Source organism: Chroogloeocystis siderophila 5.2 s.c.1 (assembly GCF_001904655.1).
Classification (GTDB): Bacteria; Cyanobacteriota; Cyanobacteriia; order Cyanobacteriales; family Chroococcidiopsidaceae; genus Chroogloeocystis; species Chroogloeocystis siderophila.
Map to the genome: position 1 here is coordinate 222,068 of NZ_MRCC01000006.1, position 11,477 is coordinate 233,544.

Annotated in this window: 14 protein-coding genes; 5 read left to right on the plus strand and 9 right to left on the minus strand. The window is 44.2% G+C overall.

Annotated features, from left to right (window positions below):
• Positions 1-5: 5 nt before the first annotated feature.
• Together NIES1031_RS09160 and NIES1031_RS09165 are read right to left on the minus strand one after the other, a co-directional pair.
• Positions 6-830 (minus strand): SAM-dependent methyltransferase, encoded by an 825-nt coding sequence (locus NIES1031_RS09160; RefSeq protein ID WP_073549110.1) that lies wholly within the window; start codon positions 828-830, stop codon positions 6-8.
• Between the two features lie 119 nt (positions 831-949).
• The gene (locus tag NIES1031_RS09165; RefSeq protein WP_073549111.1) at positions 950-1,813 is read right to left on the minus strand and encodes a WYL domain-containing protein; all 864 of its coding nucleotides are present in this window, start codon (positions 1,811-1,813) and stop codon (positions 950-952) included.
• 162 nt (positions 1,814-1,975) lie between these two features.
• Here NIES1031_RS09165 and NIES1031_RS09170 point away from each other — a divergent pair, with 162 nt between their 5' ends.
• From NIES1031_RS09170 to NIES1031_RS25555, 5 genes are all read left to right on the plus strand, one after another.
• The gene (locus NIES1031_RS09170; protein WP_073549172.1) at positions 1,976-2,251 is read left to right on the plus strand and encodes a DUF433 domain-containing protein; all 276 of its coding nucleotides are present in this window, start codon (positions 1,976-1,978) and stop codon (positions 2,249-2,251) included.
• A gap of 93 nt (positions 2,252-2,344) precedes the next feature.
• The gene (locus NIES1031_RS24280) at positions 2,345-2,485 is read left to right on the plus strand and encodes a DUF6653 family protein (protein WP_178378092.1); all 141 of its coding nucleotides are present in this window, start codon (positions 2,345-2,347) and stop codon (positions 2,483-2,485) included.
• Between the two features lie 171 nt (positions 2,486-2,656).
• The gene (locus tag NIES1031_RS09175) at positions 2,657-4,162 is read left to right on the plus strand and encodes a phytoene desaturase family protein (RefSeq protein ID WP_073549112.1); all 1,506 of its coding nucleotides are present in this window, start codon (positions 2,657-2,659) and stop codon (positions 4,160-4,162) included.
• A gap of 40 nt (positions 4,163-4,202) precedes the next feature.
• Positions 4,203-4,397, plus strand: a complete 195-nt coding sequence (locus NIES1031_RS25550) for a hypothetical protein (protein ID WP_236738769.1) — start codon at positions 4,203-4,205, stop codon at positions 4,395-4,397.
• A gap of 1 nt (position 4,398) precedes the next feature.
• Positions 4,399-4,707, plus strand: a complete 309-nt coding sequence (locus tag NIES1031_RS25555; protein WP_236738770.1) for an MAPEG family protein — start codon at positions 4,399-4,401, stop codon at positions 4,705-4,707.
• Positions 4,708-4,801: 94 nt separating this feature from the next.
• Here the strand turns inward: NIES1031_RS25555 and metK are convergent, their stop codons facing one another.
• The 7 genes from metK to NIES1031_RS09215 form a co-directional block, all read right to left on the minus strand.
• A complete protein-coding gene (gene metK, locus NIES1031_RS09185) occupies positions 4,802-6,061 on the minus strand; it encodes a methionine adenosyltransferase (RefSeq protein WP_073549173.1) in 1,260 nt (419 codons plus the stop codon).
• Between the two features lie 126 nt (positions 6,062-6,187).
• Positions 6,188-6,928 (minus strand): HAD family hydrolase, encoded by a 741-nt coding sequence (locus NIES1031_RS09190; RefSeq protein ID WP_073549113.1) that lies wholly within the window; start codon positions 6,926-6,928, stop codon positions 6,188-6,190.
• Between the two features lie 208 nt (positions 6,929-7,136).
• Complete coding sequence (locus tag NIES1031_RS09195; RefSeq protein WP_073549114.1) at positions 7,137-8,129, minus strand: 30S ribosomal protein S1; 993 nt, start codon at positions 8,127-8,129, stop codon at positions 7,137-7,139.
• A 243-nt stretch (positions 8,130-8,372) separates the two neighbouring features.
• Positions 8,373-8,888 (minus strand): transcriptional regulator NrdR, encoded by a 516-nt coding sequence (gene nrdR / locus NIES1031_RS09200; protein ID WP_015188477.1) that lies wholly within the window; start codon positions 8,886-8,888, stop codon positions 8,373-8,375.
• Between the two features lie 215 nt (positions 8,889-9,103).
• On the minus strand, positions 9,104-9,202 hold the full coding sequence (locus NIES1031_RS09205; RefSeq protein ID WP_015188476.1) for a photosystem II reaction center protein T: 99 nt from the start codon (positions 9,200-9,202) through the stop codon (positions 9,104-9,106).
• A 135-nt stretch (positions 9,203-9,337) separates the two neighbouring features.
• Positions 9,338-10,894 (minus strand): photosystem II chlorophyll-binding protein CP47, encoded by a 1,557-nt coding sequence (gene psbB / locus NIES1031_RS09210; RefSeq protein ID WP_073549115.1) that lies wholly within the window; start codon positions 10,892-10,894, stop codon positions 9,338-9,340.
• 203 nt (positions 10,895-11,097) lie between these two features.
• Positions 11,098-11,433, minus strand: coding sequence for a hypothetical protein (locus NIES1031_RS09215; RefSeq protein WP_073549116.1), 336 nt, complete (start codon positions 11,431-11,433; stop codon positions 11,098-11,100).
• Between the last annotated feature and the right edge of the window lie 44 nt (positions 11,434-11,477).

The following is an 11,477-nucleotide window of genomic DNA, read 5'->3' on the forward strand; positions in this document are numbered from 1 at the left end:
ACAAATTACTGAGTAGTGGCACAGATGAGGATATAACCTAATTCTTCATGGTATTTATTAAAAACACGTCGCATCTCTAAAACTCGTTTACGGATCGGTTCGCGAGTTAGAATATTTCCTAAAATTCGCAGCGTATTAACAATACCTTCATCCTGAAACATCTGTCTAAAATTTAAGAGACTCATTGCTCCAGTTTGAACTTTTTCGATGTGTAATCCTGCGGCTTCATAGATGTTAATCCAGTTCGCTTCGGAAAGTGGTGTTGCATTAACGCGAATAACTTGTGCAAGTTCAGCGAAAACCCCCGTGCGCGGGTTCCCCGCGTTGAGGGGAGTTTTCAAGAGAGCGCGAATTTGTTCTTCGTTGTCACGGGCTAATAATTCATGCGAGAGAAACTTACCGCCAGGTTTGAGGCAATCGCGAATTCCTTGCAAAATCTTAGCCTTCCCTGGTGGAGATTGCATTGTCAGGATGGCTTCGGCTAAAACATAATCAAACTGTCCTGGTATCGCGTCGAGATGGAAAATGTCACCCTCGATGATTTCAATTTGATTTTCTAAGTTTGCAGCCCGAATATTGTCACGCGCTTGGCGGACACTTTCAGGTTTTTTCTCGACACCAACAACTTTGACACCATAGCGTTGTGCAAGCGATATAGCACTATAGCCAAAACTCGCAGCGAGTTCTAAAACTGTTTCACCTGGTTGAAAATTCGCCCACTCAAGTAGTTGTTCTGTCGCTATTCTCCCGCCAGGACGTAGATATTTTTTACCTGCGGCTGCAAGCACTTCGTGTCCAGGTGCGGTTTGCATGAGGGTAGCCTTGGTCATCTCGATTGACCCTCTCAACTCAACTATCCTCAATTTGTCAGGAATTTATGGTTTCGTCTTTGAGCTAGCTCATACTAATAAGTGGTAATTGGGAATTGGTGAAAAGTCTGCTTTATGATCTAACTATTGGTTTGAATATCGTACAACTGGCACAAAGTACGTAGCTTTGCAGCGAGGAGATCGCGCATTGCTTCAGGAGACACAATTACGCAATTTTCCTCATACCGCAGCACTTCTCGGATTAACCAAAAAGGTAGCGCAACTCGCCGCACTACTTTACGGACATCTCTAATCGTTATATCTTCGATATCGTCATTTTTACGTTCATAGGCTTTTACCATCCAGCCCAAGAAGTGTAATTGCACTTCGATGTAATCTAATTCACCTCGCCAATCACCATTAATTGGTACAATTGACCTGATTCGCTCTAACCGCAAACAGCGATTGTGCCAAAGTTCGGGTAATTGCTGCGAATCGTCTTCTACATCTGCGGTTTCTTCACACCAAACAAGAAGATAAAAGCGTTTATCGAAGAATTTAATCTCAGCGTGGCGAACGGTGTATTCTCGGTCTTTGTCTTGCGAGTCATGATAGAGGATGTAAAAAGGTTGTTTTTTCTCCCGATATTCATCGACTAAAATCCGCCATGCTTGAGCGGGTTGGCTGAGTTGTTTAAGCAACGATTGCCGCAAGGGAGTTTCTAGATTGCCTCTATCTAACAAAAGTGTAAGTATAGTTTGAGCTTCCCCAATACGACCTGCATCATTTAAAGCTTTAATTGCTTGCTGCAAGGCATTAATTTGATTGGAATCAAGCTCAAAGGGCTTTCCTAGCTCTAGGGCGTGTTGGGCGATCGCCACGATTAACCCAGAAATACTAGGGTCTTTGCCCCACAAAATGTTGAATCGGCAGGCGATCGCTTCGAGTTGTTCTTTCGTTCCTGGTGGAATTGACAGTGTAATTGTCTCTTTTTTTCTTGGCATCCTACTTTGTAATTACAATATTGACAAAACTTGAAATAAAGAGCTAATGTAAATATATTAGCGGGTAATTGAGGATCTAAATGCAAAATGAACACGCATCTGCACCGATTCTAAAAAACCCGAATGAAAAACCATCCCATCACCTACAACAGGTCAACTGTTATGACCCAGGACGATTTACTGTCGATAATTTCTATCGACCCAAATATCTGTGTTGGCAAACCTTGCATTCGCGGACATCGTATATGGGTTTCCCTGATTTTGGACTACTTAGCAGGTAGTGCAACAATTGAGAACGTTCTTGAAGCTTATCCAAGCATAGAACGAGAAGACGTGCTTGCTTGTATCGGCTACGGTGCAGAAATGTCGCGGGATGTTTTTGTTGAACTTCCTCTGAGTAAAAAAAAGGAAAAAAGTATTGCTGATGCGGTTGCTTAAATAGATGAAGTAACTCTGGGGGAATATCTTCGGGTGATTCTACAATATATGACTGAAATAATTCTGGCGGGAGATGAATATTGATACACAACATTGGTTGCTGTTAATGTTTGGTCTACACTTCTAGGCAATGTCGTTGTTTATCTTGGTAAACTGTGGTTTATAGATCGTATAGTTTGGCTGTACGAAGACATGAAAGACACCAACGCAGAATATCGTAGCTGGTTGTATTGATAATAGAATAAAAGCTTAGCGCATGACCCCCGCAAATGTAATCATACAACCGTTCTTCGTAGCTTTCTGTAAGATAGAGTTTTGCATTAGTCCACGGAGGTGGACTTCGTTTGTTAAGCCGCGACTTCAGTCGCCAGGCTATTGATCTTCAAATTTTATGTCAGTATATCCATGCAAGATAGCGATGTCATCATCATTGGTAGTGGTATCGGTGGTTTAACCGCTGGTGGTTTATTATCGCGTTATGGCAAACGAGTTATTGTTTGTGAAAGTCACAACATTGCTGGTGGTGCAGCACACAGTTTCACGCGACGCAGATTTATCTTTGATTCGGGTCCTTCGTTTTACTGTGGTTTGAGTAACCCACATAGTTATAACCCCTTACGGCAAGTTCTAGAAGTGTTAGGAGAATCAATAAAATCGATCTCTTATGACCCGCCAGGACACTACCACTTTCCTGAAGGTACTTTTGCAGTTTATAGCTCAATTGAGCAGTATCTTGAGACAGTAGCCAAAATTACTCCCCTAGGTGCAAGGGAACTACAGCGATTTATCCAACGATTGCTTCCACTGTATGAATCTTTACAAGGAATTCCCACACTCGCTTTAAGAGCAGATTGGCAACTTATTCCGACTCTATTAAAATACTTACCATCATTGCTCAAAATGCTACCTCATTTAGGAACGATCCAAAGTTCTGTAGGGCAAGTAATGGATCGGGAAGTACAAGACCCTTGGGTACGACGATTAATTGATTTAGAGTGTTTTCTCTTATCAGGCTTAAAGGCACATGGCACAATTGCTCCAGAAGTTGCGTTTATGTTAGGTGAGCGATCGCACATCGGAGTCGATTATCCTATTGGTGGTAGTGGTGTGATCGTTGATGCTTTAGTACGCGGTTTAAAACGTTGGGGTGGTGAGTTGCGCTTGGGAACTCATGTCGAGCAAATCTTGGTAGAGTCTAGTAAAGTCGCTGGGGTGCGCTTACGCAACGGTGAAATCCTCAAAGCCCCTGTAGTGATTTCCAATGCTTCAATTTGGGATACATGTAATAATTTGTTGCGTCCTGAAAACTTACCCGCATCCTATCGCCAAGCCTCATTAAAGACACCAGCGGTAGATAGCTTTATGCATCTTCATCTCGGTATCAAAGCTGAGGGTTTAGAGCATTTGACAGGTCATCATGTTGTCGTTCATGATACACAACAGGATATTACCGAACCAGGTAACACGTGCATGATTTCAATTCCTTCCGTATGGGATGCGACGCTTGCACCATCGGGTCATCATGTCGTTCATGCTTATACATTAGAACCTTACAGCAATTGGCAGCGCGATGATCGGTATGAAGAGAAGAAAAAAGCGCGATCGCAATCCTTATACAAAGCTTTAGAATGCATAATTCCTGATATTAGGCAACGAGTTGTCATAGAACTTATTGGTACGCCATTAACCCATGCCTATTATCTCCGACGATATCAAGGTACATACGGACCTGCGATCGCCGCAGGTCAAGGGATGTTCCTTGGAACTACGACACCGATACCAGGATTATACCGCGTTGGCGATAGCACGATGCCAGGAATTGGCGTTCCTGCGGTTGCAGCTTCGGGCATTTTGTGTGCCAATACTTTAGTCACACCGCAACAAACAGCCGAGATACTTTCTAATTATTAAGCTGGCACAATGAAGGGCAGAAGTTGCAAAGCAAGTATCAATGACTAATCCTATTCCCATTTCAACGCTGTTTATCGGACTTAGTGGTTTCATCGCTTTTGCGCTGTCTTATATGGAGCGAATTAGTACTAGGGTTTGGCATGGCGGATCGAAAGAAGAGGTAGCAACGCAGCCTAATTACCTCGATAAGCCTAGTAAATGGGCAGCCTTTGTCGAGAACTACACGCAAAAGTGAGTTGCAACCAAAACGAGTGATGATGGACGGAGTATTGCAGCGAAAAGTTCGTGCTTTTGGCAATTTTAGCGAGTATGTACCGGTGGGATTACTGTTTCTTGTGGCGTTGGAGTTAATGAAATTGCCGACTGTGTTAGTATGGCTGCTGGGAAGCGCATTAATTATAAAACGAATTACCCATGCTTGGGGATTAATTACAACGTATGGACTGTCCCCAGGTCGTGCTGTTAGATTTTTTCTGACTTGGTTCGTGTATTTAGTTGGTGCTGGTGTTTGCGTTTATTACGGTGTAGTTGGAATTTTGTCGTAACTGCAAATTACCAAGTCATCATTCACAACTCTGTACAGCGGTAAGTGGCTGGCTTTATTCTAGTTACTACACGCCAGCCACTCATCAGTTTTACTTATCCAACAGTTGCTGAAAGTGGTTGAGACGCTGCTTTCAACGCATCGGCTTTATCGGTACGTTCCCATGGCAAATCCAAATCAGTGCGACCAAAATGACCGTAAGCCGCGACGTCCTGATAAAAACGTCCGCCTCGTTCAGATGGCAGCTTTTGCAAATTAAAAGCATGGATAATGCCCGCAGGACGAAGTTCAAAGTGCTGTTTGACTAACTCTAGTAAGCGATCTTCTTCAACTTTGCCCGTACCAAAGGTTTCCACTAAGATACTGACAGGTCGCGCGACACCGATCGCATAACTCAGTTGTACTTCACACTTTTCTGCCAACCCAGCAGCAACAATATTTTTAGCGACATAACGACACGCATAAGCCGCACTGCGGTCTACTTTTGTGGGATCTTTACCAGAAAAAGCCCCACCACCGTGGCGCGAATAACCACCGTAGGTATCCACAATGATCTTACGTCCAGTGAGTCCTGAATCTCCTTGCGGACCACCAATGACAAACTTACCAGTAGGATTTACTAAAAAGCGCGTACTATCATCTGGTTTAATCGCAATATCGGCAAACACAGGTTCAACTACTGCTGTCCATAAATCCGCTTTGATTTTGGCTTGTACCGCTTCGGTATTGGTAATATCACCAATTGTTGCTGTATGCTGAGTGGAAATGAGGATGGTGTCAATTCCGACTGGACGTCCATCTTCGTAAGCAACGGTGACTTGAGTTTTACCATCAGGACGAAGGTAAGGTAAATCTCCTGTTTTGCGTACAGCAGCTAAGCGGCGGGAAATTCGGTGTGCCAAACTGATTGGTAATGGCATCAACTCGGGTGTTTCGTTGCAAGCAAAGCCAAACATGATACCTTGGTCGCCAGCACCGATCGCATCGAATTGTTCTTCGCTATCTTGTTCGCGACTTTCGTGCGCTGTATTCACACCTTGGGCAATATCGGGCGATTGTTCGTCTAAAGCAACTAAAACCGCACAACTATTGTCAGAAAAGCCATTATTCGCATCGGTATAGCCAATATCAGCAATTTTCTTGCGCGCAATATCAACGTAGTTAACATGGGCTTTGGTGCTGATTTCTCCGGTAATCAGGACTAACCCAGTATTGACGACAACTTCTGCGGCAACGCGGCTAGCAGGATCTTGTGCTAGCAACGTATCTAAAATGGTATCAGAAATTTGATCGCAGATTTTGTCTGGATGTCCTTCTGTGACTGATTCAGAAGTAAAAAAATAACGACGAGACAAGGGCATCTCCTTAACTCATAATGTATAAGTGTTGATGGTTGTATGATGTTAGTCTGCCATCATAGCAACATTTCCAATATACGGATAAGTTAAGAATAAAGGATGATCCCAAAAGTCGGGGAAAATTTAGTTGGATTGGCAGATCTGAATTTCATTGAGTTGCGCGATCGCCACATCGGCTGAATGTAAATGTGCAGCCGCACTTCTCCAGGAAATACCAATACACCCTGCTGCACCAGCGTTACGCGCCATTTCGATATCACCTACCGAATCTCCTACCATTAAGGTATTTTGGGGTGCGACTTCTAGCTTTTGGCAAGCTTGAATAAACAACGCCGGATCGGGTTTACTAGGTCCAAATTCCTCAACTCCCATTTGCAATTGTACGTAGTCTTGCAACTGATGGCGTTCGACAAAAGCTTTTACGCGCTGTGTAGAAGCTGCTGAAAGAATTCCTAGTTTCAAACCTGCTTGCGATAGATCCTGTAAGACTTCCAACGAACCGACAAATAAGGGTGAAGGTGTTGTCCCAATCACTTGATCGGCTTCCATAAACGCATTGTGCGCGATCGCGCGTGAGTCTAACCACCCCCGCCCTGTTTCAGCAATATAAGCTGCTGCGGCAATTTCGGTTTCATAACGACTACCAACTGCAAGTAATCCTGTCGGATCGAGGCGATCGCCCTGAATTCCAAACGCCATTAATAACGGTTCTCCGATTCCTGGAATTTGCGCATCAATTAAGCGCGATCGCTTTTGCCCTAAGGAACGCAAATATTCTTCAGAATCTTCTAGCGTGCCGTCTTTATCAAAGATGATTGCTTGGATGTTTTGAAAAGTTATATGTTTACACTGAATTGTAACCAAATAAGATACCTCGCTGATAATGCTGCTGTTATTATTTTGATTAAAACTTGTCTAAAACTCAATTTGCGGCTCATTGCACGAAGTGTGCATACACATTTGATTTGTGTAACTCACAGATTAAAATTTATGGCTTGAGAAATAAAAAAAGAGGGATAAACCCTCTTGTTATGAAGTATGAATTACTGTTACTTTCTCCGCAAAAATAAACTTACTCCTCGTCAATAGCAGCAGGAATTTCTTCTTCCGTAGCAGCAGGAATTTCTTCCTCGACTGCTTCAGTTTCTTCTAGAGGGATTCCTTGCTGTTTAGCAAGCATCTGCTCTCGATACTTAGCGGCCATTTCTTCTGCTTTATCGTACACCAGGTCGCGATTTTTAATCATATCGCCTGGTTCAGGTTCTAGCTGCTTCGTAGACAACGAGATTCGACCGCGTTCCGCGTCTAAATCAATGATCATCACTTTCACTTCATCATTGACGTTAAACACGCTATGAGGCGTATCAATGTGATCGTGCGAGATTTCGGAGATGTGCAGCAAACCGCTAACGCCACCAATATCAATAAAGGCACCGTAAGGCTTAATTCCGCGTACAGTACCAATCACAACCTCACCGACTTCTAGACGGTTCATCTTGCGCTCAACTAAGGCGCGGCGGTGCGAGAGAACCAAGCGGTTGCGGTCTTCATCTACTTCTAAAAATTTTAGCGGTAGTTCTTCGCCGACTAAGTCTTCCTTGGGTTTACGAGTACTAATATGCGATCCTGGAATGAAGCCCCGCAGACCTTCAATGCGGACTAACGCGCCACCACGATTGGTCGCAAAGACATTAGAGCGCACTGTAGCATCTTCGGTTTGCAATTGGCGTACTCGTTCCCACGCCCGCATATACTCGATCCGGCGAATCGACAGCGTTAGCTGACCATCTTCATTTTCATCGGTAAGAATGAAGAATTCCCGTGTTTCGTTCGATTGTAAAACTTCTTCTGGGGAATCCACGCGGTTAATGGACATCTCCTGAATCGGGATGTACGCCGCTGTTTTCGCACCAATGTCAATCAGAGCGCCTCTAGGCTCGATACTGAATACTGTCCCAGCTACCGTATCTCCAGGACTAAAGTGATAATCGTATTTATCGAGTAGAGCAGCGAAATCTTCGTGAGTAAAACCAATTTCTGCGACAGTTTGTTTCTGATTGACCATGCTAATGTGTTCCTGGTATTTAGTCTCCGTAAGTTTTTGCCTCCTAACTTCTTAGGGGTCAGAGGTCAGAGGTCAGTGTTAAAACAGCAGCTAGGTATTGCCTTACCCTAGTTAGGGCAATGGTTCTGAGCTTTTATAGTGTCCTAACCATCAAGACCATTTCCATACATCTTTAATTAATCCTAGCGTAGGAAAGCCAAATCTATACGCACAAGTATTCAGACCCTCCATTATACCTGATTATCATGAATGAGTAAATTCATAATCATTAATGGTTTCGGCGGCGATGTCTGTTGCTGCGGGGCTGCTGCGCTGTGCCAAATCTTCTAAAGTATCTACAAAATCACGGATGCTCTGAAATTGGCGGTACACCGAAGCAAAACGCACATAAGCTACTTCGCTAAGTGATTTGAGGTGATGCAAAACTAATTCGCCAATTTCTAAACTTGTGACTTCGCGCGAGGTGCGTTGTTGAAGTTCCGATTCAATTTCGTCTACTAATGCTTCGAGCCGTACTGTAGAAATGCCTGTTTTATGACAAGCTTGGACAATGCCTCGAAGTAGTTTTGAGCGGTCAAAACACTCGCGATCGCCGTTTTGTTTTAAAACGGTAATGGGTAAAAACTCAATACGCTCATAGGTTGTAAAGCGACGTTGACAATTGAGGCAATCACGTCGCCTGCGGATACTTTGTCCTGCTTCTGTTACTCGTGATTCCAACACCCGATGATTAGGATGTTGGCAGAAAGGACAGCGCATAAAAAACGCATCTTTAAAGGATTTACTTTCAACAGCAGAGGTCAGAGGTTAGAGGTTAGAGCTAAATATTAGCCTCAATAATGTTCTAACTCTATTAACCTTGCTATAAAACTCTATTTACCTTAAAGCAGGTAAAAATGCAAACAATCCGCCACTACCACAATCGGTAGCAGCGGTTGTCTAATCGCATTTCTTGCTAAAACTAGCTTGAATTGCTATTTCTTTTGGATACGGGGAGGTTCGCGAAAGGCGATCGCAAAGAATAGAGTTCCGATTGCCAAAGCAAGAATTAAGATGTAAGCAACGCTTTCCATAAGACAATGTTCTAATTACAAGCTGAGCTAATATTGATAGTTTACCAAGCAAAAGAAAAGAACGGTTTAAAAAACTACTAAGGCTATAGTTGCCGCAGCAATTTGTTACCGTTCTTTACAAATTAAGAAAAAGCACTAAACGGCTTCTTTCTTTCTGGTTGTCTTGTCGCCTAATTTTTGGAACAAACCAAACTCGACTTGTTCTTCTAGATCGGCCTCAATTCCGGCAAATACGTCGCGGAAGATTGTCCGTGAACCGTGCCAGAGATGACCAAAGAAGAATAACAACGCAAACGTAGCGTGTGCGAAAGTAAACCAACCGCGAGGAGAGGTACGGAATACACCGTCCGGTTTCGCGATCGCCAAATCGCCAAATCGCGTACTTTGGTCGCCATCAAATAAGAAGGGTTCGCCTAATTGAGCTTGACGTGCGTACTTCTTCACATCAGTTGGATCGGTAAAAGTTTGCCCGTCCAACTCACCGCCGTAGAAGCTAACAGTGACACCTGCTTGCTCAAAGCTATATTTAGATTCTGCCCGACGGAAAGGAATATCCGCGCGGACAACACCATCGGCATCGGTCAAGATTACTGGAAATGTTTCAAAGAACGCAGGCATCCGACGCACAAACAATTCGCGTCCTTCAGCATCTTGAAACACCGGATGACCCAACCAAGCCAAAGCAACGCCGTTAGTTTTATTCATTGGACCTACACGGAACAAACCACCTTTAGCTGGGTTGTTACCGATGTAGTCATAGAATGCAAGCTTTTCAGGAATTTCCGACCAAGCCTCAGATAAAGACGCTCCTTCGGCTACACTTGCTTGTACGCGACGCTGAATTTCTTGTTTGAAATAACCATCATCCCATTGATAACGGGTAGGACCAAACAATTCGATTGGCGTGGTCGCGCTGCCGTACCACATGGTGCCAGCAACAACAAACGCAGCAAAGAAGACTGCCGCAATACTGCTAGAAAGTACCGTTTCAATGTTACCCATCCGTAGAGCTTTGTACAGCCGTTCGGGTGGTCGCACGGAAAGGTGAAATAAACCAGCAATAATACCAACAACACCCGCCGCGATATGGTGGGCGACAACGCCTCCAGGGTTAAAGGGGTTAAACCCAGCAGGTCCCCACTCTGGTGCGACAGGTTGAACGCTACCTGTTAGACCATAAGGGTCAGACACCCACATTCCTGGACCAAATAATCCGGTAAGGTGGAACGCACCAAAACCGAAGCACAACAGACCAGATAGAAACAAGTGGATGCCAAACATTTTTGGCAAATCAAGCGCGGGTTCGCCAGTACGAGGGTCTCTGAAAAGTTCTAAATCCCAATAAACCCAGTGCCAAACAGCCGCTAAGAATAACAGCCCAGAAAGGACAATATGAGCAGCAGCAACGCCCTCAAATGACCAAATACCTGGGTCAGTTACAGCACTTCCTGTAACGTTCCAGCCCCCCCAGGAACCAGTAACGCCTAAGCGCGCCATGAACGGCAGTACGTACATTCCTTGCCGCCACATGGGGTTGAGAACCGGATCGCTGGAGTCAAAAATTGCTAATTCATACAGGGCCATAGAACCAGCCCAACCTGCAACAAGCGCAGTATGCATTAGGTGTACAGAAATCAGTCGCCCTGGATCATTCAAGACGACTGTATGTACTCGGTACCAGGGTAGTCCCATTGACTACGATCCTCCAAGGGTGAATTATGTCTACAATGCAATTTTTCAACTTTTTGTTATTACCAGGTGCTTGCCAAGAAACACAACTGTGTTGGAGTAACAAATTGTCTTCACAGCTAAGCAACTGAAGGACAAACAAAAATGAGAATTATTAAAAAAGTGTAACTATGTCCTGTGCCGATTGCAAGAGCGATCCCATCGGGTTATTGCACAACTGATTGAATATTTGTCAACTGACACATCGCTTCGGCTGCACCTAAGCGCTCAATCACCTGTTCGGCACTTATTAAGCGTTTGAGGACAACTTGACCGATGCCTTGGGCGGTGGAGTTATTTTGAAGGCTGACGATTGGTTTGACCTCTACGGTCAACACAATGTCTTCTACAGCGTACAACCACAACTTTTCGTTAGCTTCTACAAGACAAATATTTAACCGGTTAATATCTGGTTGACGTCGCCACGCAGTTTCGTTCCACAACCCATCCGATGCCCAGACTCGGCACACTATCCAGCCATCAGTGAGAAAGAAGTATTTCATATACCGTATTTCCGTAAGGCTGACCCGAATAAAGAGCAAGGGCA

Bases quoted from the DNA above. Each gene is read 5' to 3' on its own strand.
- NIES1031_RS09205 (WP_015188476.1), bottom strand. From the start codon at position 9,202: ATGGAAAGCGTTGCTTACATCTTAATTCTTGCTTTGGCAATCGGAACT.
- NIES1031_RS09195 (WP_073549114.1), bottom strand. From the start codon at position 8,129: ATGGTCAATCAGAAACAAACTGTCGCAGAAATTGGTTTTACTCACGAA.
- NIES1031_RS09215 (WP_073549116.1), bottom strand. From the start codon at position 11,433: ATGAAATACTTCTTTCTCACTGATGGCTGGATAGTGTGCCGAGTCTGG.
- NIES1031_RS09175 (WP_073549112.1), top strand. From the start codon at position 2,657: ATGCAAGATAGCGATGTCATCATCATTGGTAGTGGTATCGGTGGTTTA.
- nrdR (WP_015188477.1), bottom strand. From the start codon at position 8,888: ATGCGCTGTCCTTTCTGCCAACATCCTAATCATCGGGTGTTGGAATCA.
- NIES1031_RS09165 (WP_073549111.1), bottom strand. From the start codon at position 1,813: ATGCCAAGAAAAAAAGAGACAATTACACTGTCAATTCCACCAGGAACG.
- NIES1031_RS09160 (WP_073549110.1), bottom strand. From the start codon at position 830: ATGACCAAGGCTACCCTCATGCAAACCGCACCTGGACACGAAGTGCTT.
- NIES1031_RS09170 (WP_073549172.1), top strand. From the start codon at position 1,976: ATGACCCAGGACGATTTACTGTCGATAATTTCTATCGACCCAAATATC.
- NIES1031_RS25550 (WP_236738769.1), top strand. From the start codon at position 4,203: ATGACTAATCCTATTCCCATTTCAACGCTGTTTATCGGACTTAGTGGT.
- psbB (WP_073549115.1), bottom strand. From the start codon at position 10,894: ATGGGACTACCCTGGTACCGAGTACATACAGTCGTCTTGAATGATCCA.